The sequence below is a fragment of the Yinghuangia seranimata genome (genome assembly GCF_029953285.1).
GTDB lineage: Bacteria > Actinomycetota > Actinomycetes > Streptomycetales > Streptomycetaceae > Yinghuangia > Yinghuangia seranimata.
This window is the reverse complement of the sequence record NZ_JASAOI010000042.1, coordinates 129268-151230: the sequence shown is the minus strand read 5'-3', so window position 1 is coordinate 151230 and position 21963 is coordinate 129268. Positions and strand designations below refer to the sequence as shown.

Annotated in this window: 22 protein-coding genes; 14 read left to right on the top strand and 8 right to left on the bottom strand. The window is 71.9% G+C overall.

Annotated features, from left to right (window positions below; genetic code table 11):
* The first annotated feature begins 36 nt into the window (after positions 1 to 36).
* Positions 37 to 387 carry a PRC-barrel domain containing protein gene (locus tag QI554_RS26365; protein ID WP_281472961.1) on the top strand — a complete coding sequence of 117 codons (351 nt, stop codon included), beginning with the start codon at positions 37 to 39 and terminating at the stop codon, positions 385 to 387.
* A gap of 45 nt (positions 388 to 432) precedes the next feature.
* On the opposite strand, the gene QI554_RS26360 is transcribed toward QI554_RS26365, so the two are convergent.
* The 3 genes from QI554_RS26360 to QI554_RS26350 form a co-directional block, all read right to left on the bottom strand.
* Complete coding sequence (locus tag QI554_RS26360) at positions 433 to 1068, bottom strand: DedA family protein (RefSeq protein WP_281472960.1); 636 nt, start codon at positions 1066 to 1068, stop codon at positions 433 to 435.
* 800 nt (positions 1069 to 1868) lie between these two features.
* Positions 1869 to 3158, bottom strand: coding sequence for a DUF1214 domain-containing protein (locus QI554_RS26355; protein ID WP_281472959.1), 1290 nt, complete (start codon positions 3156 to 3158; stop codon positions 1869 to 1871).
* Positions 3100 to 4380 carry a sulfotransferase family protein gene (locus tag QI554_RS26350; RefSeq protein WP_281472958.1) on the bottom strand — a complete coding sequence of 427 codons (1281 nt, stop codon included), beginning with the start codon at positions 4378 to 4380 and terminating at the stop codon, positions 3100 to 3102. Before QI554_RS26350 ends, QI554_RS26355 begins: the two co-directional genes overlap by 59 nt.
* Positions 4381 to 4460: 80 nt before the next feature.
* Here QI554_RS26350 and QI554_RS26345 point away from each other — a divergent pair, with 80 nt between their 5' ends.
* Genes QI554_RS26345 through QI554_RS26325 form a run of 5 tightly spaced genes read left to right on the top strand, consistent with a single transcriptional unit; the run spans position 4461 to position 8968 of the window.
* The gene (locus QI554_RS26345; protein WP_281472956.1) at positions 4461 to 5321 is read left to right on the top strand and encodes an SDR family NAD(P)-dependent oxidoreductase; all 861 of its coding nucleotides are present in this window, start codon (positions 4461 to 4463) and stop codon (positions 5319 to 5321) included.
* Positions 5318 to 6175 (top strand): SDR family NAD(P)-dependent oxidoreductase, encoded by an 858-nt coding sequence (locus tag QI554_RS26340; protein ID WP_281472954.1) that lies wholly within the window; start codon positions 5318 to 5320, stop codon positions 6173 to 6175. The genes QI554_RS26345 and QI554_RS26340 overlap by 4 nt, the downstream gene beginning before the upstream one ends.
* A 35-nt stretch (positions 6176 to 6210) precedes the next feature.
* A complete protein-coding gene (gene cysD / locus QI554_RS26335; RefSeq protein WP_281472952.1) occupies positions 6211 to 7116 on the top strand; it encodes a sulfate adenylyltransferase subunit CysD in 906 nt (301 codons plus the stop codon).
* A 2-nt stretch (positions 7117 to 7118) separates the two neighbouring features.
* On the top strand, positions 7119 to 8420 hold the full coding sequence (locus QI554_RS26330; protein ID WP_281472950.1) for a sulfate adenylyltransferase subunit 1: 1302 nt from the start codon (positions 7119 to 7121) through the stop codon (positions 8418 to 8420).
* Positions 8417 to 8968 carry a MarR family winged helix-turn-helix transcriptional regulator gene (locus tag QI554_RS26325; protein ID WP_281472948.1) on the top strand — a complete coding sequence of 184 codons (552 nt, stop codon included), beginning with the start codon at positions 8417 to 8419 and terminating at the stop codon, positions 8966 to 8968. The genes QI554_RS26330 and QI554_RS26325 overlap by 4 nt, the downstream gene beginning before the upstream one ends.
* Before the next feature lie 10 nt (positions 8969 to 8978).
* Here the strand turns inward: QI554_RS26325 and QI554_RS26320 are convergent, their stop codons facing one another.
* On the bottom strand, positions 8979 to 9680 hold the full coding sequence (locus tag QI554_RS26320; protein ID WP_281472946.1) for a methyltransferase domain-containing protein: 702 nt from the start codon (positions 9678 to 9680) through the stop codon (positions 8979 to 8981).
* A gap of 123 nt (positions 9681 to 9803) precedes the next feature.
* Between QI554_RS26320 and QI554_RS26315 the strand changes: the two genes are divergently transcribed.
* A complete protein-coding gene (locus tag QI554_RS26315) occupies positions 9804 to 10388 on the top strand; it encodes a hypothetical protein (RefSeq protein WP_281472944.1) in 585 nt (194 codons plus the stop codon).
* 394 nt (positions 10389 to 10782) lie between these two features.
* Here the strand turns inward: QI554_RS26315 and QI554_RS26310 are convergent, their stop codons facing one another.
* Positions 10783 to 11646, bottom strand: coding sequence for a siderophore-interacting protein (locus tag QI554_RS26310; protein ID WP_281472942.1), 864 nt, complete (start codon positions 11644 to 11646; stop codon positions 10783 to 10785).
* Positions 11643 to 12695: an ABC transporter substrate-binding protein gene (locus tag QI554_RS26305; RefSeq protein WP_281472940.1), complete on the bottom strand. Its 1053-nt coding sequence runs from the start codon at positions 12693 to 12695 to the stop codon at positions 11643 to 11645. The genes QI554_RS26310 and QI554_RS26305 overlap by 4 nt, the downstream gene beginning before the upstream one ends.
* Positions 12696 to 13071: 376 nt before the next feature.
* Between QI554_RS26305 and QI554_RS26300 the strand changes: the two genes are divergently transcribed.
* The 3 genes from QI554_RS26300 to QI554_RS26290 all read left to right on the top strand — a co-directional run bounded on the left by QI554_RS26300 (position 13072) and on the right by QI554_RS26290 (position 16323).
* The gene (locus tag QI554_RS26300; RefSeq protein WP_425528056.1) at positions 13072 to 14148 is read left to right on the top strand and encodes a FecCD family ABC transporter permease; all 1077 of its coding nucleotides are present in this window, start codon (positions 13072 to 13074) and stop codon (positions 14146 to 14148) included.
* A 221-nt stretch (positions 14149 to 14369) separates the two neighbouring features.
* Positions 14370 to 15437 (top strand): FecCD family ABC transporter permease, encoded by a 1068-nt coding sequence (locus tag QI554_RS26295; RefSeq protein ID WP_425528053.1) that lies wholly within the window; start codon positions 14370 to 14372, stop codon positions 15435 to 15437.
* A gap of 7 nt (positions 15438 to 15444) precedes the next feature.
* Complete coding sequence (locus QI554_RS26290) at positions 15445 to 16323, top strand: ABC transporter ATP-binding protein (RefSeq protein ID WP_281472937.1); 879 nt, start codon at positions 15445 to 15447, stop codon at positions 16321 to 16323.
* Here QI554_RS26290 and QI554_RS26285 read toward each other — a convergent pair.
* Positions 16283 to 17818, bottom strand: coding sequence for a YfcC family protein (locus tag QI554_RS26285; RefSeq protein ID WP_281472935.1), 1536 nt, complete (start codon positions 17816 to 17818; stop codon positions 16283 to 16285). The genes QI554_RS26290 and QI554_RS26285 overlap by 41 nt on opposite strands.
* 104 nt (positions 17819 to 17922) lie before the next feature.
* Between QI554_RS26285 and QI554_RS26280 the strand changes: the two genes are divergently transcribed.
* Both QI554_RS26280 and QI554_RS26275 read left to right on the top strand, forming a co-directional pair.
* Entirely contained in the window at positions 17923 to 18372 is a 450-nt protein-coding gene (locus tag QI554_RS26280; RefSeq protein ID WP_281472934.1) for a nitroreductase family deazaflavin-dependent oxidoreductase, read from the top strand.
* Positions 18373 to 18457: 85 nt separating this feature from the next.
* Positions 18458 to 19024 (top strand): carboxymuconolactone decarboxylase family protein, encoded by a 567-nt coding sequence (locus tag QI554_RS26275; RefSeq protein WP_425528055.1) that lies wholly within the window; start codon positions 18458 to 18460, stop codon positions 19022 to 19024.
* A gap of 107 nt (positions 19025 to 19131) precedes the next feature.
* On the opposite strand, the gene QI554_RS26270 is transcribed toward QI554_RS26275, so the two are convergent.
* Entirely contained in the window at positions 19132 to 19695 is a 564-nt protein-coding gene (locus QI554_RS26270; protein WP_281473001.1) for a GlcG/HbpS family heme-binding protein, read from the bottom strand.
* A gap of 388 nt (positions 19696 to 20083) precedes the next feature.
* On the opposite strand from QI554_RS26270, the gene QI554_RS26265 reads away from it, so the two are divergent.
* Together QI554_RS26265 and QI554_RS26260 are read left to right on the top strand one after the other, a co-directional pair.
* Positions 20084 to 21214: a sensor histidine kinase gene (locus QI554_RS26265; protein WP_425528052.1), complete on the top strand. Its 1131-nt coding sequence runs from the start codon at positions 20084 to 20086 to the stop codon at positions 21212 to 21214.
* Between the two features lie 48 nt (positions 21215 to 21262).
* On the top strand, positions 21263 to 21934 hold the full coding sequence (locus QI554_RS26260; protein WP_281472931.1) for a response regulator: 672 nt from the start codon (positions 21263 to 21265) through the stop codon (positions 21932 to 21934).
* Positions 21935 to 21963: the final 29 nt, after the last annotated feature.

Below are 21963 nucleotides of genomic sequence, written 5' to 3'. Positions count from 1 at the left end.
GCGCCGCCCGCGCCCAAGGCGACGGAAAGGCACGCCGTGAACGAGGACCTGTGGGGCTACCGGCCGGAGACCGGCTACCAGACCGGCATGGACCTGACCGGCTTCAAGGTGGAGGCCCTGGACGGGCACATCGGCAAGATCGACAAGGAGAGCGAGCACGCCGGCGGCACGTTCGTCGTCGTCGACACCGGCATCCTGATCTTCGGCAAGCACGTCCTGATGCCGGCCGGGCTCATCTCCAGCATCGACCTGCGCGACAAGCGCGTGTACGTCCAGGCGAGCAAGTCCCAGATCGAAAGCGCGCCGGAGTACGACAAGGAAAAGCACTACGGCAACGCGGACTACCTCCGCCAGGTCGGCGAGCACTACGGCCGCCGCGCCATGTAGAACCCGCACGGGCGCGCGGGGGCGCGGGGCAGCGCGGACAGAGACTCATGCCTCGTCCGACGCGGTTCCCCCGCGCGCCCGCCGCCGGCGGGCCAGCACCCGACGCACCGCCTCGACGAGCAGCCCGATCACCGCGGCGGTGATGACACCCGCAAGGACAGCCTTCACAGGGCTGTCCTTGAACGCGGTGCCGCCCCAGTAGCCGAGCATGGTCGCGTACGTAGCCCAGGCCAGCCCCGCCAACGCCGTGAAAACACGGAACCGGTGGCCGGGATAGTCCGTCACCCCGGCCGTCAACGACACCGCGGTGCGCCCGGCTGGGATGTACCGGCCGACGAAGATCATCACCCCGCCGCGTTCGTCCAGCCAGCGCTCCGCCTGCTTGCGGGCCCGGCGACCTCGGTCCCCCGACAGCAGATGCCGGGTCGCGAACGGCTCGGCCCGCTTACCGAGCAGATACACCAGGTTGTCGCCGGCCCAGGCGCCCGCCGCGCCCGCGACGATCAGCAGGAACAGGTTGGGGGCCACACCGCCGACAGACGCGAAGACCCCGCACGTGATCAGCGCGGTCTCGCTCGGCACGATCGGCAGCATCGCGTCTGCGAACGCGAACAACGCGACGATCAGGTACGCCCACGGAGAGTCCGCGAAGGACAGCACCGGGTCGAACCACGCGTCCACGCGACCTCCCTCCACCGGCGACCAGGCGGGCGCACCTCCCGGAATGTGTGCCCGAGACCGCGGAGGGAAACCCCCGCCGTCGGCAGGATCACACGACCCGGACCGGCCGCCTGTCCGAAAACCCCCGCATGAGGGACTGCTACCCGGGTAGCCACGACCCTGGCGACACCGTCGCCGCGCACGCCCGCCGCAACCGAGCCCGGGTGGACCGCGGCGGCGCCGGAACCGGCCTGCGTGCGTACGCGGACACACGCTCGCCGACGAGCGGCGCCGCCTCATCGACCGGCCCCCTCGGACCCCGCCGCGGGCGGAGGCCCCGTCGGCCACCCTTCAGCCGACGGGGCCTCAGCGCGAGGGCCGAGACGCGGTGACGCAAGTGTGACGCGAACACCCCCGAATGAGGGAGTTCTGGTGATTCGCATACGTGACGGCAAAGTGATGGGGGGTCGAGGCCGTGCCCCCGCCCGAGTCAGCAGGCGCGGCCCCACGCTGGAACGAAGCCCGGCAGCGCAACGAACCCGAGCAACAAAGCCCGCCGCACCACACGCAAACCGCAGCCCGGCAGAGCAATAAAACCCAAGAGCCACCACACCCCGCGCCCCTCCCGCCAGTCGCCAAGGTAGTCAGCGCGGACGGCCCGCGGGTCAAGGCGCCTCCTGAACCCCGGGACAGGCCAACAGTCCGAAGAAGACCCCACCGCGCCTTGACGCGCGGGCCGTCCAAGCGAAAATCAAAAGGCGGGAGGGGCGTCAGGCCACCGAAAACGAACCAGCCCAGGAACGGTGCAGCGAAAAAGCTCCCTAAGTCCGAAACCGCCAAGCCGCATGCGAGCCCCGAACCCGTACCGCCTCCGCACGCTCATCGGCGCTGACCGGACCGCCGGCCCACGTCGGGTCGAACCCCTCCTCGGCGAGATCGGAGACCCGAACCACCCGAGCAGTAGGCTCCGGCCGGTTCTCCGCCCACGCACAGCGGAACGTCAGCATCCCCTCCTCCCGCCCCCCGGTGTCCAGCCAGTTCGCGACCCCGGGATCCTCCGCCGCGATCACGACCCGTACCCGGCCGTCGGAATCGATCCGCAGTTGGCGCTGGTTCAGCCCGCCCGTCCGGTGGACGGACTCGACCGGCTCGAACCACCCCAGCCGGTACAGCTGATACGACCAGTAGCGCGCCACGGGCGCGGCCGACTCCACCACCAACGCCTCACCCACCCCCAGCCGATAGAAGCAGAAGGCGTACACCAGCCCCTTCAGCCCCTTCGGTTCCGCCCGAGGCTGGATGAACGTGTTGTCGGCCCCTCGACCCCGTGCCGTCCGCTGGTAGTCGTTCCAGAACACCACCGACCGTTCGAACTGCGAACGCGCCTCGTCGAGCCGCCCCGCAACCTCAACAGCCGTCAGGCGCCCAGGCGTGACAACCCCGTCGACAACCCCGTCGACACGCTCGTCGACACGCTCGATGACGAACACGGCCGGCTCCCGCTCCCGCCAGTCGTAGTAGTACTCGCGGATGTTCACCATCCGCGCCTCGTCGGGAAGCGGAACCCACCGCAACCGCTCCGCAGGATCGGACGGCTCCACCCCGCCCAGCGTGATCTCGAAGTCGTCGCCCGGCCCGATCCCCATGTCCGTCGCGGTGACCTCGTACAGCGTTCCGTAACGCTCCTCGTGCATATTGCCGATCCGCACCGCGAGCAGGAACTCCTCACACGAGTGCATCTTCCCGCGCACCCGGTACACACCCGTCGGGTCGATCCGCGCGTGCTTGTAAAGGTTGTCGACGTTGGGCCCGCCCCACTGCGTGAACAGGTCGTTCTGCCGCATGAACCGGGGGTCGGAGGCGTCCGCATGCCCCACCCCCCACGTCAGCCAGCACGCGGCCTGCTGCGCAAGGTGCCGGAACCCTTCGGCGCGGTCCAAGGACGTCCCGGGAAAGTCAGGTTCGAGGATGCGGTCTCCCGCAGCCTTGAGCGCGTCGCAAAAGGCCTGCCAAGCCGCGTGGTCGAGACCCCCGGAAGGACCTGAAGAAGCCTCAGACATCGCGACCCGCCGGAACCCCGAAGTGCGCCCGGTACCGTCCGAACCGCGCACTCTCCAACGACCGGTCCAACGCCAGATCCTCGAACGCGTAGTGGTGCGCCCCGTGCTTGTCCTTGGGCCGCCCCTCCAAATACGCCCGCATCGCCGCCGACGCCTCCGACGACCACCGCAGGTCCAGCGCGTCGTACAGCGCCCGCACGGTCTCCAACGGCTCCGTCAGGAAGTCGGCGTACTGGCTGTGGTGAACGCGCGTCGCATCGAGGACCCCGTCGGAAGAGTGGTCGACGAGCGCATCAAGATCACCGGCGTAGAGGTCGGCGTGGTACCGCCCGATGGCCGGGTAGTCGACGGTGTCGCTGTGCACCCACCGCAGGGTCGCGACAAGACTCGTCACGGACCCGAGCACCGTCAGCGGGTCGCGGTGCGTGACGGCGATCCGCGCGTCGGGGTAGGCCTCGGCGAGGGCGGGCAGCGAGTGCAGGTGCGCCGGGCTCTTCAGCACCCACCGGCGGCCGGGCGGGAACCCCCGCTGGAGGATCCGCAACGTCAGCTTGTGCCAGGCGTACGCCGGCCCCATGTCGCAACTCATCAGCCACGCCGTGTAGTTCGGGACGTTGTACCGCGCGGGAAACTCCTGGGACCGGAACGCGAACGAGTGCGCGGACAAACACTCCTTCGGCATCCGGGCGCCGTACACGTGGATGGCGTCAAGAGACCCGGTGACCTGGTCGAAGAAGCGCAGTTCGGCGTCGGCAACAGCGATGCGCGGATCGGCCGCGTACGCGGCTGGATCCGAGAACGGTGGCGGAACGGGCGTCAGCAGCTCCCACCCCTCCGGCACCCGATGCGCGGGGTCCTGCGCCAGCAACGCGTGCAGGATCGACGTCCCGGTACGCGGCGCACCCGTGACGAACAAGGGCTCAACAACGGCCTCGTCGAGCACCCCGGGGTCGCGCTTCACATAGTCGACGACCTGGAGCCGAACCCTCAGCAACCGCAACAGGAAGCGGTACGTCTGCCAGCGTCCGACCAGCGTCAGGTCGGCGTGCTCCTCCAGGTCGGCCAGCAGCAGACCGAGCGGCGTACGGAAGTCATCATCAAAAAAACCACCAACACCACCCTCCCCGAAGTCGGAGAGCCCGGTCAGCGCACGGGCCTGCCCGAGGAGGCCTTCGACGTCGAACGGTTCTCGTGCCGAGTCGGCGAGCGGCCCGGCGAGGCCGTCGTTGACGAGGCGCACCCAAGCGGGGCGTTCACGGTGGGGCTGGGACATCCGGGCGCCTCCTGAGGTCCGCACGGTCCGGGACAATCATCTTCTTGAAAAGTAACTTCACATGAAGCTACTTTCCGAACATGACAAAGACAAGGGTCGGAACAGGAGCCGGAAGCGACCCCCAACAACGCCCCCAAAACGCCCCCCAAGAAGCCCCCCAGGGCGACCCCCGCGACGAACATGGCCTGCGCAACCGCGTAGTAGTCCTCACCGGCGCGACAAGAGGCATAGGCCGCGGCCTGGCCCGCCACCTCGGCACGCACGGAGCGAAGCTCGCCCTCACCGGCCGCAATCCCGACCGCCTCGCCGCGACGTCCGCCGAGCTGACCGCCCTCGGCGTGGACCACCTCACGATGGCCTGCGACGTCGCCGACCGCGACGCCGCCGTCGAGCTCGCCCGCCGCACCGCGGACCGCTTCGGCCGCATCGACGGGCTCGTGGCCAACGCCCAGACCTTCCGCCCCGTGACCCCGCTCGAAGCCGTCACCGAGTCCGACATGGACCTGCTCTTCGGCACCGGGCCCAAAGGCACGTTGTGGTCGATGCAGGCGGTCTTCCCGTACATGCGCGACGCCGGCCACGGCCGCATCGTCACCATGGGCTCCGCCGTCGGCATGACCGGCGGCGCGGGCTACGGGCCCTACAGCGCCTCCAAGGAGGCCGTCCGCTCGCTGACCCGCACGGCGGCCCGCGAATGGGCCCGGCACGGCATCACCGTCAACTGCGTCTGCCCCGCCTCGGCCGCGCACCGACGTCCGCCCGCCGACGACCCCGAGCGCCGCGCGGTGTTCGACGCGATGTACGCCCAGCACCCGATGGGCCGCGACGGCGACCCCGAGCGCGACATCGCCCCGCCGGTGGTGTTCCTGCTCTCGGACGCGTCCCGCTACATCACCGGCGAGACCTTCATGGTCGACGGCGGAGGGCAGATGCGCGCGTGACCCGAGACGACCACGACGTGACCAGCGAAGAACCCGGCGACGGAGGCACACCCACGATGAACGCCCCCCAACCACAGCCGCCCACCCCGAACCCGGCCCGCCTCCACGACAAGGTCGCCGTCATCACCGGCGCGGGATCCGGCATCGGCCGCGCCACCGCGCTGCGCTTCGCCGCCGAGGGCGCCCGTCTCGTGCTCGGCGACCTGCGCCCAGAACGCACCGCGCAGACCGTCGCCGAGATCCACGCGGCCGGCGGCGACGCGGTCGCGTACGACGGTGACGTCGCCGACGACGCCTACGTCCGCGCCCTGGTCGCCACCGCCGTCGACCGCCACGGGCGCCTCGACGTGCTCCACAACAACGCCGCCTACTCGATCGGCGGACGCGTCGGAGACATCACCGACGACGACTGGCGCCGCCAGCAACAGGTTGTCCTGGACAGCGTGTTCTACGGCATCCGCGCCGCGCTGCCGCACATGGTCGCGCAGCGCGCCGGGTCGATCGTGACCACCGCGTCCGGCGCCGGCATCGGCGGCGAGTACGGCCTCGGCGCGTACGCCGCGCACAAGGCAGCCGTCATCAACCTCACCCAGACCGTCGCCATGGAGTACGCGGAGGACGGCGTCCGCTGCAACGCCGTCACCCCCGGCCCGACCGCGACCGAACCGATGCTCGCCTGGCTGGAGACCGTCCCCGGCGGAGCGGAGCAGTTCGGACGCGGCGCGCTGCTGCGCCGCATGAGCCGTCCCGACGAAGTGGCGGCGGTCGTCGCGTGGTTGGCCTCCGACGACGCGGCACTCGTGTCCGGCGTGGTCGTCCAGGCGAACTACCGAGTCTCGTCGCCCCGCCCGTGACGTCCCCCGCAAGCCCGCCGTCAGAACGGAGCGTCATGCCGCACCGGCTCCCGCACACCAAGGCCCTGGAGGCCGAGGCGATCCACATCATGCGCGAGGTCGCCGCCGAGTTCGCCAATCCCGTGCTGCTGTTCTCCGGCGGCAAGGACTCCGTCGTCATGCTGCACGTGGCCGCAAAGGCGTTCGCCCCCGCGGCAGTTCCGTTCCCCGTCCTGCACGTCGACACCGGGCACAACTTCCCCGAAGTCGTCGAGTTCCGCGACCGATACGCCGAACACCTCGGCGTGCGGCTGCTCGTGGCGTCCGTCCAGGAGTCCATCGACACCGGCCGCGTCGTCGAACAGACCGGCCCGCGCGCGTCCCGCAACCGCCTCCAGACCACCACGCTGCTCGACGCCCTCGCACTGCACCGCTTCGACGCCGCGTTCGGAGGCGCCCGCCGCGACGAGGAGAAGGCCCGCGCGAAGGAGCGCGTCTACAGCTTCCGCGACGAGTTCGGGCAGTGGGACCCGAAGAACCAGCGGCCCGAGCTGTGGAACCTGTACAACGGCCGGCACCGCGACGGCGAGCACATCCGCGTCTTCCCGTTGTCCAACTGGACCGAGCTCGACGTGTGGCGCTACATCGCCGACGAGGCCATCGAACTGCCGTCCCTGTACTACGCGCACCGCCGCAAGGTGTTCGAACGCGACGGCATGCTCCTCGCGCACACCGACGTCGTCACCCTCCTCGACGGCGAGTTCCCCGTCGAGGAGACCGTGCGGTTCCGCACAGTCGGCGACGCCACCTGCACCGGCGCCGTCCGGTCGCACGCCGCCACCCCGCACGACGTCCTCGCCGAACTCGCCGCCACCCGAACCACCGAGCGCGGCGCGACGCGCGCCGACGACCGGGTCTCCGAAACGGGCATGGAAGACCGCAAGCGCGAAGGGTACTTCTAGACATGCTGCGCATCGCCACCGCCGGATCCGTCGACGACGGCAAGTCGACGCTCATCGGCCGCCTGCTCTACGACGCCAAGACCGTCCAGGACGACCAGCTCGCCGCGATCACCGACGCCTCCCGCCGCCGCGGCGACGCGCACACCGACCTGTCGCTGCTCACCGACGGCCTGCGCGCGGAACGCGAACAGGGCATCACGATCGACGTCGCCTACCGCTACTTCGCCACGCCGCGCCGTACGTTCATCGTCGCGGACACCCCCGGGCACGAGCAGTACACCCGCAACATGGTCACCGGCGCGTCGACCGCCGACGTCGCCATGGTGCTCGTCGACGCGCGCAAGGGCGTCCGCGAACAGTCGCGCCGGCACGCGTTCCTGGCCGCGCTGCTCGGCATCCCGCACATCGTCGTGTGCGTGAACAAGATGGACCTCGTCGACCACGACGAACGCGTATTCGCCTCCATAGCCGAGGACTTCGCCGCCTTCGCCGCGCCGCTCGGCCTGACTACGCTCGCCTTCGTGCCGATCTCCGCGCTGAACGGCGACAACGTCGTCACCCCCGGCACCGCGCGCATGCCCTGGTACACCGGACCGCCGCTGCTCGGCCTGCTCGAGGACATGCCCGAAGCCGACGCGGAACCGCGCGACCCGGTCGGCGCGCGGCTGCCCGTGCAGTACGTGATCCGCCCCCAAGGCGGCGAACACCGCTACTACGCCGGGTCCATGGCCGGCGGTGGACTGCGCCCCGGCGACGCCGTCACCGTGCTGCCGTCCGGGCGGACCAGCCGCGTGCTCGCGCTGACCGGGCCCGACGGGCCGGTCGAGTACGCGTACCCGCCCATGCCCGTGACGGTCACCCTCGCCGACCAGCTCGACGTCTCGCGCGGCGACCTCATCTGCCGGACGGGCGACGAGCCGCCGACCGCACGCGACCTCGAGGCCACGGTGTGCTGGATGAGCGAGCACGGCCGGTTGCGCGCCGGCGCGACCTACCTGCTCAAGCACACCACCCGGACGGTGCGCGCCCGCGTCACCGACGTCCGCCACCGGCTGGACGTCAACACACTCGCCACCGACCCACGGGCCGACGAGCTCGCGCTCAACGACATCGGCCGCGTGGCACTGCGCGTCGGAGCGCCGCTGCCCCACGACCCCTACCGGCGAAACCGGGCCACCGGCGCGTTCATCCTCATCGACGAGGCAACCGACAACACGGTTGCGGCGGGCATCATCCTGGACATGGACACAGAGACGGCCGACCGCGGCCCCGACGACCACCACCACGGCAGGGAGCACACGTGACCAACGGCGACGACGCACCGGGCGACACCGCCGACTACGCCGACGGCGTCGTCACCGCGTGGGCCAAGGCCCTCCCGGACGTCGACACCACCTCGCTCGGCTTCGTCGTCCGCCTCCACCAGGCGATGATCGCCATGGAGGAGTTCGACCGGCGCAGCATCGGCGGCCTCGACCTGACCGCGCCCGAGTACATGGTCCTCGCGGTGCTCGCGGTCCGCACCGAGGTCCCCGGGCTGACACTGCGCCAGCTCCAGCCGCTCGTCATGTACTCGTCGGGCGGCATGACGCATTGCGTCGACCGCCTGGAGAAGAAGAGCCTCATCGAACGCCGCCCGCACCCCGACGACCGCCGCGCCGTCCTGGTCTGCCTGACCGACGACGGGCGCGCCCGCGCCGAAGAGGCCATGCGCACCCGGCTCGGCGCCCTCGAGGAACTCCTCACACCGCTGAGCGGAGACGACCGGCGCACCGTCGACCACGCCCTGCGGCTGCTGATCGCGACGCTCGGACCGTGGACGCCGGCGGGTCAGCCGCGCCCGGCGGGGTGAGGCCGACCCGTCATGCCTCGACGACGTGCAGCTCCGGGCCGAGGAAGGTCACCAGCCGACCGCCCGGGGCCAGCAACTCCCGCCAGATCGGCGGGACGTCGTCGACGGGGAAGGTCGTGATGATGCGGTCGAACGCACCGCCGAGCAGCCGCGGCAGCTCGGGCGCGAACGCGTCCGCCGTCACCACCCGCACGCGCGCGCCGAGCGAGGCGAGCCGTTCCGTCGCGGCGGCCGCGTGCGCCGGGTCGATCTCGACCGCGACGATCTCGGGGTCGCCCGTGTGCCACGGCCGCAGATAGCGGTCGATCATCCCGGCGCCGAGCCCTGTACCGAGGCCCAGTTCGAGGACCCGCATGCCGGGCTTGGGCGCGAGCGCGTGCAGCGCGGCGAGGTAGCGCGGCATGGGGACGGTGGCGACGCGCACCGCGGCGTCCGGGCCCGTGCCGTCGAGTTCGACGACCACCGAGTCACCGGAGTTGACCAGGCGCAGCCAGTCCGCACGGGTGTCCGGGCCGCCGCCGTGCAGCGTCAGCCAGCCGGGCGGGGCGGATCGGCGGACGTACGCCTCGGGCAGGAACACCTCGCGGGGCAGCTCCGCCATCACCCGCTCCCACCCGGGGTCCGGCACATGGCCGGCGACCGCCAGTCGACGTGCGAGCTCGGCGCGCAGCGCGGCCGGATCCGGTTCCGAGGGCGGGGTCGCAGCGTTCACATCCGCCAGTATCGCGCCATGACCGCGCGGCCGTCCCGCACGCGTTCCGTTAGAAGCGGGGCAAGCCGGGCAGCTCCGTCCAAGGGGGAGCCAAACCGCGGCTCCCCGGAAGGAGTTCAAGCCATGTTGCTCTTGGGAGTGCTGCTCCTGATGGCGACCGTCGCGTTCACCGCGCTGGTGATCTCCGACAACCACACCGGGTTGCCGGACTACCGGGTCTCGCTGTTCGGCAAGGGCTTCGCGACCATGAACACCCTTGAGGTGTTCCTGGCGGGCATCGCCATCGCGCTGCTGCTGGCGGTCGCGGTGATGCTGACGGCGTCCGGCTCGATGGTCGCGTGGCGCCGCCAGGCGAAGCTGCGCGCCGCCCGGACCGAGGTCCGCCGCGCCACCGAGGAACGCGACGAACTGCGCACCCGGCTCGACGAGTCGCTCGTCCAGACCGCGGCCGCCGAACGCGAGGCGGAGATCGCCGCGGCGGCCCCGACCCAGCCCGACGCCCCGCCGGGCCCGGCCGCGGCGAAGCCGGCCGCGGCCAAACCGGCAAAGCGCCCAGGCGGCGGCTCGACCCCGTCGGGCGGAACGAAGGCGCTGCCGAAGACCGCCGCGAAGGCCGCCGCGAAGACCCCGCCGAAGCGCAACACGACGACGGGAACCACTCGCCGCGACCGCACGGCGACGCGCATGCGCCAGATGTTCGGCCACTGACGGCCGGTCCGGGGGCTTCTCGCCGGAGTCGCGCCGCCTGGCACCGCACGCCGGGCCCGCAGCCGGGCCAGGCGTCCTCGAAGTACGACCGAGGACGAGATCGGAACGGCACGTTGCGACGCACGGCACGAAGGAGGGCCGGCAGGGCCCGGCGCGACGCGGCGGCGGAGGGCTTGGGAGGGCCGCCGGGCCCGGCCCGGGGCCCGGCGCCGACAAGATCCCCCTGACAGGCCCTTGCTCGGTGGTGCCCCCGCCGGACCGTCCCTTGGATCGGCGGGGGCACCACCGTGCGGCGCGCGGGGACAGGCGGAGTTCCCGCGGGCCGCGGTCGCCGACCGGCCGCCGGCTGTCGGCGGCCGGTCGGTCCTCCTCGCCCGCCGCTCGGCGGTGCTGGTCAGTCGTCCTCGCCGTTGTGCGGGTTGCCGCCCGCGAGGGTTTCGGCGAGCAGGTCGTCGTCGGTCGCGCCGCGGCGCCAGTAGCCGGTGAAGGTCACCGCCTTGCGGTCGAGGCCGCGTACGCCGACCAGGTCGCGGCGGACGGCGCGGACCATGCCGGACTCGCCGGCGATCCACGCGTACAGCCGTTCCCCCGCCGGGAGTTCGGCCGCCGCGACGGCGTCCGGCAGCGGGTCTGCGCCCTCGCGGACGAACCACCGCACCGTGGTGTCGGCCTTCGTCGGAAGCGCCCGCTTGTCGCCCGCGTCGGGGACCGACAGCCACACGTGCGTCGGCAGACCCTCGGGCAGCCACGCCAGGATGCCCTCGACGGCAGGCAGCGCGGTCTCGTCGGCCGCGATGAGCACCGCGTCGGTGTCGGCCGGCGGTTGGAAGTCGGCGCCGCCGTTGTCCTGGGCGCTCGGACCGATGACGACCAGCCGGTCGCCGGGGGCGGCCGTCCGGGCCCAGCGCGACGCGGGGCCGGTGTCGCCGTGCAGCGCGAAGTCGACGTCGAACGCGTCGGGCCGGGCCTCGCGCACGGTGTACGTGCGCATGACGGCCCGTTCGTCGGCGGGCAGCGCCATCCACTGCCCGAACCAGTCCTCGCCGGCCTCGACCGGCACGAGCGGCGCGTCCTGCCCCGGGTGCGGCAGGAAGACCTTCAGGCGCTGGTCGCGTCCGTCGCTCACGAACAGGTGCAGGTCGTCGCCGGTGAGCGTCACGCGGACGATGTTCGGCCCGACCCGCTCGGCGCGCGCGACCCGCACGTCGAAGAACCGGTAGGGGAGCGCGGGCCGTTCGGTGTCGGTCGTTCCGGTCACGAGAGCTTCCTCGCCTTCTGCAGCGTGGCGGCCAGCTGCTCCAGCAGCGGTGCGCAGCCCGCGTAGGAGAACCGCGGCTCGCTGACCCACGGGACGACCTGTCCGGCCTTGACCGCGGGCAGTTCGTTCCAGGTCGGCTTGCCCGCGAGGTCCTTGGGCTGGAGTGCGGTGGAGCGGTTGTCCAGCATGATCACGTCGGCGCGGTAGGTGCCCGCGGCCTCCCAGCTGAGTCCTTCGAAGTAGCCCTGCGGGTCGAGGTTCTTCGGCAGCACGAACTCGACGCCGAGCTCCTTGAAGTAGCGCAGGTCGGCCGACGGGTCCGGGGCCGACACGTAGAACAGGTCGGGGCTGCCGGACGCGGCCATGACCGTGAGCCCGCCCGCCGCCTTGGCCGCCTGGCGAAGCGTTTCTGCTGCGGCCTCGAAGCGCTTCTTGGCGTCGGCGGCCTTCGCCGCGTTCAGGTCGGCGCCGAGCGACGCGGCGAGTTCGGCGTGCCGGCGCAGCGGCTCCGGCAGCGACACCCTGGCGACGTTGAGCGCGACGCTCGGCGCGACGGCCAGGATCTTGTCCTTGCTGTCGTCGGGGACGTACCAGAGGGCGTCCTTGTCGTACATCGGCGAGACCAGCAGGTCGGGCTGCAGGGCCGCGTAGTTCTCGATGGAGAACTCGCCCCACTGGTTGCCGAGGACCTTCACCTTGGCGACGTCGAGCTCGCCGGCCTGCACGTCGGGCTTGCCGTCGGCGGTCTTCGTCGGGCCGAACACGCCCGCGCACTCGATGCCGTAGTCGTGCAGCACGGCGGCCGTGCCGACGAAGGCCACGATCTTCTTCGGGGTCTTCTTCGTGCTGACCGTCTTGCCGCGGTCGTCCTGGAACGTCCACGCGCCGCCCGCCGTCGGTGCGCCCGAACCCGCCGCCGGGGCGCCCGCGTTCGCCGCGTCGTCCGACGTGTCGTCGCCGCAGCCGACGACCAGCGCGCCGATCCCGAGGGCGGCGCCCGCGGCGAGGAATCCGCGGCGACTCCGGGCGGGGACGGGGAGGTTCGGCATGGGCTGGTGCTCCTTCACGGGCAGGGCCGAGCGTCGCCGAGGACGGCTCGGGGGTGGCGTGATCGAGGCCGCCTGCGGCAGGCTCGGGAGGTGAGGTTAACCTAACCTAACTTCTTGTCCAAGGGTCGGGGCGCGGGCCGCCCCGACCGGCCCGGGAACGGAGACCCGCGTGAGATCCGCGCAGTCCGCGCAGTCCCCGCCGCCGACCGACGCGGCGGCGGGCGACGTGCCGAGCGCCGCGGCGAACGGTGGGCCGACCGGCGTGCCGACGGCCGTGCCGGCGGGCGCGGCGGACGCGCCGGGCGCCGCGTCCGGGAGCGGAGACCGCGTGAGATCCGCGCAGTCGGCGCCGCCGACCCGCGCGGCGGCGAGCGACGTGCCGACGGCCGTACCGCCGGACGCGCCGGGTGTTCCGGGCGTTCCGGGTGCCGCGACGTCCGGCTCGCGCACCGAGCGGGGCACCCGTCGTCGCGTCCCACTGGCGCTCGGCATCGCCGCCTCATGCGCGCTGCTGGCCGCCGCGGTGCTGCTCAGTCTCGCGCTCGGGGCCCGGGACCTGAGCGTGGGTCAGGTGTGGGACGGGCTGGTCGACCGGAACTCCACGGGCTACGTCGTCGTGCACGAGATGCGCCTGCCGCGCACGCTGCTCGGCCTGCTCGTCGGGCTCGCGCTGGGCGTCGCGGGCGCCGTCATGCAGGCCGTCACCCGCAACCCGCTGGCCGACCCCGGGCTGCTGGGCATCAACGCCGGCGCGTCCGCTGCCGCCGTCTCCGCGATCGCGTTCTTCGACGTCCACGTCTTCACCGGCTACGTGTGGTTCGCGTTCGCCGGGGCGGCCGTCGTCTCGGTGCTGGTGTACGTGGTCGGCGGCGGCCGCGGCGCCACCCCGGCCCGGCTCGCGCTGGCCGGCGCCGCGCTGAACGCCGCGCTCTACTCGTACGTCCAAGCCGTCATGCTCGTCGACCCGGCCGCGCTCAACGCCGCCCGGTTCTGGGGCAACGGCACCTTCGCGAGCGCCGACATGGACACCGTGCGCAAGGTCGCGCCGTTCATCGCCGTCGGCCTGTTCCTCGCACTGCTGCTGGCGCGACCGCTCAACGCGCTCGCGCTCGGCGACGACGCCGCACGGGCCCTCGGGGGCCGACCCGCGCGCACCCGCGCGGGCGCCGTCGCCGCGGTCACGCTGCTGTGCGGCGCCGCCACGGCCGCCTGTGGGCCGCTGGTGTTCGTCGGCCTCATCCTGCCGCACGCCGTACGCGCGTTCACCGGGCCCGACCTGCGCACGGTGCTGCCGTACTGCGCGGTCCTGACGCCTGCCGTGCTGCTGCTCGCCGACGTGCTCGGGCGCCTCGTCGCGCGGCCGTCCGAGATCCAGGTGGGCATCGTGTGCTCGGTCGTCGGCGGGGTGTTCTTCCTCGTTCTGCTGCGCCGGGTCAAGGCGGTGGCGGCGTGACGGGCGAACGGCGCGGCGAGGTGCGGGCGGGGGAGAGGCGGGTACCGGGCGTCCGACGGCCCGTGGCCCCTGAGCAACCATCCGCCGCTCCTCAGCGCCCGCCTGCGGCCCTGGACCGCCGGCCCGCGGCCCTCGATCGGCCGCCCGTCGCCCCTCATCAGCCACATGCGAGAGCGCTTCGTGCTCGCACCGCCCGAGCACGTCGCGCCCGCCGCTCCCAAGTGCTTCGCGCCGGGCTTTCCCGGGTGGTTCGCTCCCGTCCCCGTTGTCTGCGGGCCGGTTCGTTCTCTGTGCTCGTCCGCCCGCGCTCCCTGGCCGCCGGGCTGCTCGCCCTCGTCACGGCGGCGCTGTTCGCCGTCCTGTGCGTCGGCAGCGGCGAGTACGCGATGGGCCCCGGGCGGGTCGTCGACGCGCTCATGGGCAACGGCTCGGCCGCCGACACCTTCATCGTCCGGGAACTGCGGCTGCCCCGCGCGGGCGTCGCGCTCGCCGTCGGCGCCGCGCTCGGTCTGGCCGGCGCCGTCTTCCAGGCCGTCGTCCGCAACCCGCTCGGCAGCCCCGACCTGCTCGGCTTCACCTCGGGCTCGGCGACCGGCGCGCTCGTCGCGATCGTGTACGTCGGCGGCGGCGCGGGTGCCGTGGCCACCGGCGCCGCGGTCGGCGGCATCGCCACCGGCGTGCTCGTGTACGCGCTGGCCTGGCGGCGCGGCGTGCACGGCTTCCGGCTCGTGCTGACCGGCATCGGCGTCACCGCCGCGCTCACCGGCGTCAACGGCTACCTGCTCACCCGCGCGCAACTCACCGACGCCGCACGGGCCGTGCTGTGGCAGACCGGCAGCCTCGACGGCCGCGGCTGGGACGACGTCACGCCGCTCGCCGTCGCGATGGCCGTGCTGGTGCCCGCGCTGCTCATCGGTTGCGGGCCGGCGCTCCGCATGATGGAGATGAGCGACGACACCGCGGCGGCGCTCGGCGTCCGCGTCGAACCGCTACGGCTCGCGCTGGTCGGCGGCGCCGTCGTGCTGACCGCGCTCGCGGCCGCCGCCGCGGGGCCCGTGTCGTTCGTGGCCCTGACCGCGCCGCAGCTGGCGCGCCGCGCGACCAAGGCGCCCGGACCCAACCTGCTGCCCTCCATGTGCGTGGGGGCCGCGCTGCTCGTCGCGTCCGACTGGGTCGCGCAACGGGCCTTCGACGAACACCCCCTGCCGGTCGGCGTGGTGACCGGACTGCTCGGCGGGGTGTACCTGGTGGCGATACTCGCGGCCGAGCGCCGCGCGGGAAGGATCTGACCGACCGATGGAAACAACGATCGAACGCGGTGCCGACACGCCGGAGACCGGGGCCGCGCCGAGCCGGCTGCACGGCACGGACCTCACCCTGGCCTACGACAAGCGCACCATCGCCGCCGACCTGACGGTCGCGATCCCCGACCGCTCGTTCACGGTCATCGTCGGGCCGAACGCGTGCGGCAAGTCGACGCTGCTGCGCGCCCTCGCCCGCATGATCCGGCCGACGACCGGCGGCATCGTGCTGGACGGCCGCGACCTGGCCGCCTATCCGGCGAAGCGACTCGCCCGCACGCTGGGTCTGTTGCCGCAGTCCTCCACCGCGCCCGACGGCATCACCGTCGTCGACCTGGTCGCCCGCGGCCGCTACCCGCACCAGGGCCTGCTGCGCCAGTGGTCGCGCGAGGACGAACGCGTCGTCGACGCGTCGATGGCCGCGACGGGCGTGGCCGAGCTCGCCGACCGGCAGGTCGACGAACTGTCCGGCGGACAGCGGCAGCGCGTGTGGATCGCCATGGCGCTGGCCCAGGAGACGCCGCTGCTGCTGCTCGACGAGCCGACCACGTTCCTGGACATCGCGTACCAGATCGAGGTGCTCGACCTGTGCGCGCGGCTGCATCGGGAGGAGGACCGCACGCTGGTCGCCGTCCTGCACGACCTCAACCAGGCCGCCCGCTACGCCACGCACCTGATCGCGATGCGGGACGGGCGGATCGTCGCGGAGGGCGCGCCGGGGGACATCGTCACGGCCGAACTCGTGGAGGAGGTCTTCCGGTTGCCGTGCCGGATCATCGACGACCCGGAGACCGGGACGCCGCTGGTGATCCCGGCGGCGCCCGCGGCCGCCGCTACGACACCTTTGACCCCACCGCGACGAACCCGCAAATGAGCACGAACAGGATGGCCAGCAGGGGCCATACGAACTTGAGGTACTGGTTGTAGCCGACCTTCGCCAGCGACACGCCGCCCATGATGACGGCGGTCGTCGGCACCCACAGGTTCATGAAGCCCGACGCGGACTGCCACGCGGTGACCACCAGCGACCGCGGCACGTCCGCGAAGTCCGCGAGCGGCGCCAGGATCGGCATCGCGAGCGTCGCGTGGCCGGACGTCGACGGGATCAGGAACGCCAGCGGCAGGTTCACGATGAAGATCAGGATCCCGAACACCGCCGACGAGGTGCCCGACACCACGCCCTCCATGGAGTGCAGCACGGTGTCGGTCACCTTGGCGTTGTTCATGATCACGGTGACCCCGCGGGCCAGCATGATGATGAGCGCCGGCGAGATGAAGTCGCCCGCGCCCTGGATGAGCGTCTCGCTGAGCTTCTTCTCGCCGAGCCCGGCCAGCAGCCCGACCACCACGGCGGCGACGATGAACATCGCCGACAGTTCGGCGAACGACCAGTCCAGCTCCCAGTCGTAGGGCGTCGCGTCGGAGTCGCCGGTCAGCACCTGTGCCCACGGGATGATCGAGAAGATCATGAACGTGAAGGTCAGCACGACGGCGGCGAGCACCACCTTGTGCGTGCGGGTGAGCGGCTCCGGCTCGGTCTGCGCGGCCGTGGCGGCGTGCTCGGCGTCGCCGGGCAGGAAACCGACGATCGAACGGGACGGGTCGGCCTTCACCCGTGAGGCGTAGCGCACGACGTACACGACCGTCACCGCCGTCAGGACGACGAGCATCATCAGGCGCAGCACGATGCCGTCGCCGAGCGAGATCCCCGCCGCGGACGACGCGACGCCGGTGGCGAACGGGTTGACGGTCGAGCACAGCACGCCGACGCCGGCACCGAGGATGATCGTCCCGGTCGCGACCATGCGGTCGTACCCGAGCGCGAGCATCAACGGGACGATCAGGCCGTAGAACCCGAGCGTCTCCTCGGCGAAGCCCTCGACGGAGCCCAGCACCGAGAACACCGTCATGATCGCGATGATCAGGACCGCGCCCCGCGTGCGCAGCCGGTGCGCGAGCCGGCCGATCCCGCGGTCGAGCGCGCCCGTCGCGAACACCACCGTGATGAACGCGCCGATGGCGAGCACGAACAGGAACACACCGGCGGCGCCGTACAGGTCACCGGTCTTGTCCGGCCCGACCTGCCCCGTCTGCGGGTCCTGCAGACCGTAGAGCCCGTTGACCGGGGACAGGAACAGGTCGTTCAGCCGCTGGACGAAGTCCTCGGGCGAGGGGATCCGGTGGTAGCTGCCCTGGATCGGCTTGCCGTCCTCCCCGCGGACGTACGACCCGGCGGGGATCACGAACGTCAGCGCCCACACCGCGATCGTGACGATGGCGAGGACCGTCAACGCGCTCGGGAAGCGGAACCGCCCCTTGCTTCCGGACGGGGGAGGCGACTCGGTGTCCTGCGCGGGCTCGGAGCTCATGGTTGCTCCATCGGGAGTCAGGTAACGGCTCCTCAGTGATCCGCCCGAGAGATCATCCGAACGGCCGTAGATTGGCTGTGGTTTCCGAGGTGAGGAGCGTTCCGATGTCCCTGGACGGCGAGTACGAGCCCAACACGATGAACTGGGTTGCGAAGCACGTCGAGCGGTATGAGGCGACGGGCGGCGAGGACGGGCGGATCTACTACGGCAAGCCCACGGTCATATTGACGACGCTCGGCGCGAAGACCGGCAAGGTCCGCAAGGTGGCGCTGATGAGGGTCGCCGACGACGAGGCCGTGCGGTACGCGGTCGTCGGCTCGCTCGGGGGTGCGCCGCAGAACCCCGTGTGGGTCAACAACCTGCTCGCGCACCCGGACGACGTGCGGCTGCAGGACGGGCCGGTGGTCCGCGACTACACGGCGCGGCAGGTCGAGGGCGACGAGCGGGCGGAGTGGTGGAAGCGCGCGCTGGAGGCGTTCCCGCAGTACGGCGAGTACCAGAAGAAGACGGAGCGGACGATCCCCGTGTTCGTGCTCGGGCCCAAGGAGGGCTGAACGGGGGGCTGGGAAAAAGCGCTTGTCGGGATGGACAACCGGGTTTACGGTTTGGACAACTTCATTGTCCAAGCCGGAGGTCGTGTTGTCCGCGAACCTGTTCCCCAGCCTCACCGCCGAGACCGCCCCGATCGAGGCGCGCCGCGTCATGGAGGGCACCGCCAAGCGCCTCGGCTACCTCCCCGAGCCCGTCGCCCGGATGGCGAACGCGCCCGAACTGCTCGAGGCGTTCCTCACCATCAGCGGAACGTTCGAGAAGACCACGCTCGACCCGCTCGCCCGCGAGGTCGTCGTCCTCACTGTGGCCACCCGCAACGGCTGCCGTGTGTGCGTCGCGATGCACTCCGGGATCATCGCCTCGCACGGCGGAGCCCCGGATGTCGTCGCCGCGCTGCGGGAGCAGCGGCCGCTGCCGGACGCCCGGCTCGAAGCGGTCCGCACCTTCACCCACGAGGTCATGGACCACGCGGGCGCCGTGCCGCAGGAGCGGATCGAGGCGTTCCTCGCCCACGGGTTCACCGTGCGCAACGCCCTCGAGGTCGTGCTCGGGGTCGGCGCGTACACCGTCTCGACGTTCGCCAACCGGATGACCGACGCGCCGCTGGACGAGCAGCTGGCGGCGTTCGCTTGGGAGGAACCGGCGGCGGTGTGAGCCGGCTGCTGCCCGAGCCGGTGCCGGGTCGGTCTCGGTTCGGTAGATGCCGGTGAGCGCGTGGGCTGGTTGCCGCACGCGCTCACCGGACGAGGGTTGGTATCGGGTCAGCCGTTGAGCGCCGCGATACCGGCCTGCGCGAACTGCTCGTCCAGGTCGCCGCTCGGGGCGCCCGCGACACCGATGCCCGCGACCGGCGCGCCCTTCGCCTGCACCGGCGCGCCGCCGGCCAGGAACAGCGTGCCCGGGATGTCCTTCAGGTTCGGGGCCTGCGCGAGCCGCCCGGCCAGCACCGAGGTCGGCGCGTTCCACGACACGGCCGTGAACGCCTTGCGCTGCGCCGACTCGAACGACTGCGGGCCCGCGCCGTCGCCGCGCAGCTGCACGATGGTGTTGCCGTTGCGGTCCACCACCGCGACGGTGACCTTCTGACCAGCCTTCGTGGCGGCGTCCAGCGCGGCCTCGGCGGCCTTCGTGGCGGCGCCGACCGTCAGGTGCTGGGTGGTGAACAGGTCCTGGCCGCGGGTGTCGTTCGCGGCGGCGGCCGGCTTGTCCGCGGGCTTCCCGTCGGACGGGGCGGCCACCGCGACCGCGCCGAACGCCCCGCCGCCGACCGCGACGAGCACGGCCGCGCCGGTCAGCACCCGGGTACGCGTGGACATGGACTTCATGGAGGCCTTCACCGACGTGTTCATGGAGTCGACTCCGTGGGTTCGGGGGAGTCCGGGCACGATGCGGCCACGGGACTACCGGGAGGTTCGAGGGGGTGCGGCCCGATCGGCCGCCGTTGCCTCAAATCCTCGGCGCGGATCCGGCCCCCACGGGTCGCCGAGGCGGATGGACTCGCGCGGCAGGACGGACGACACCCCGTTCAACCGATCGGTCGATGGCGCGGCGCGGAATCCGGGTTAGAAATCGAGGATGCACGCGCAACGACCAGGGCCCGCGGCGGGGCGGCCTGCGGCGGGATGGCCCGCCGCGGGTCGGCCCGCCGCCGATCAGGAGCTCGACCGCACCTCGCCCCTCGGCGATGCGGGCGGCGACCGGATGGACACCGCCATGTCCGTCTCGTTCGTCGTCCTGCTGATCGCGGCGATGGTTCGCTTTCTCACCCGGCATTCGGGTGCCCCTGATACTCCGTGGGTCGTCGCGCTGACCGCGGTGCTTGCGGTCGGGTACGTCCTTCGCCCCGGCCTGGGCTCGGCCTCTTCCGCGCGGTGGGCGAAGCCGTGGCTTGCCGTGTTCATTGCCGGGTGGGTGGCGTTGGTGCTGCTTGCGCCGAGCTTTGCGTGGAGTGCGGTGCCGTTGGTCTATACGGCGTTGCGGTTGCTGTCCGAGCGGACGGCGCTGCTGCTCGTCGCGCTGCTCACTGTGCTTGTGGTGATTGCGCAGGTGCGGATCAGCGGCGTCGATCCGCTGCTCATCCTCGGGCCGCCCGCGGTCGCCGGACTGGCCGCGGCGGTGTTCCTGCACATGCAGCACCAGTCGGCGAGGCAGAACGCCCTGATCGACGACCTCATCCGCACGCGCGCGGGGCTCGCCGCGAGTGAACGGCGCGCGGGGACGCTCGCCGAGCGGGAGCGGCTGTCCATGGAGATCCACGACACGCTTGCGCAGGGGCTGTCGAGTCAGCGGATGCTTCTCCAGGCCGCGGAGCGGGTCTGGGACGACGACCCTTCGGCCGCGCGTGCACACGTCTCGACGGCGTCGTCGATCGCCGAACGCAATCTTGCGGAGGCCCGGCGGTTCGTCCATGACCTCGCCCCGGCGGATCTTGCCGACGGGGGAGGGCTCGCGCAGGCGCTCGGGGCGGTGGCTGAGCGGGAGTCGGCGGCGTCGGCGCTGTCGGTGCGGTTTCACGTCGACGGGGCGCCTGTGGCGTTGTCGGCTGCGGTCGAAGCGGCGTTGCTGCGGGTGGCTCAGGGGGCGATGGCCAACATTCGTGAGCATGCGGGGGCGTCGGAGGCCAGCATCACGTTGAGTTTTCTCGGGGATCAGGTCGTCCTTGACATTGCCGACAACGGTCGCGGGTTCACGGTCGGGCCGCCCGCCACCGACAGCCCGCCGGAGCGGGGGCACGGGATCCCCGCGATGCAGGCCCGGTTGCGGCAACTCGGCGGCGTGCTCACGATCGAGTCCGGGCCTGGAGAGGGCACGGTGGTGTCTGCGGCCCTTCCGCTTTCACACTGACGAGGTACGTCCAACACCGACTGCATCGAATGCGAGGAGCCGTCCGGCATGCCTACCGCGCCGAACCCGCCTGGACCTTCCGACGAGACCACCGCGCCTCAGGTGCGGGTGTTGTTGTGCGACGACCACACCGTGGTGCGGGCGGGGTTGCGGGCGCTCCTCGCCAGTACCCCGGGTATCGACGTCGTGGGCGAGGCCGCGACGGGGGATGAGGCTTTGGCGGCGGCTGCGAAACTTCGGCCCGACGTTGTGCTGATGGACCTGCATCTGGGTGCGGGCATGGACGGTATTGAGGCGACCCGGCGGCTGGTTGCGGAGGTGCCGGGGACTCGGGTTTTGGTGCTGACGACTTATGACACTGATGCGGACATCACGCGGGCTGTTGAGGCCGGGGCGACCGGGTACCTGCTGAAGGCCGAACGGCCCGACGAACTGTTCGCGGCCATTCGTGCGGCGGCGGAGGGGCGGGCGGCGTTGTCGGCGCCGATCGCGGACCGGGTGTTGGAGCGTATGCGGAGTCCTCGGGCGGCTTTGACCGACCGGGAACGGGACATTCTCGGTCAGCTGGCCCATGGGTTGGGTAATCGTGAGATCGCGCGGGCGTTGTTCATCAGTGAGGCGACCGTGAAGACGCATCTGGTGCGGATCTACGCCAAGTTGGGGGTCGATACGCGGTCGGGGGCGGTTGCGGTGGCCAAGGAGCAGCGGCTGATTCCTTAGGGGATTCCGGCCTGCGGCGTTCCTGACCT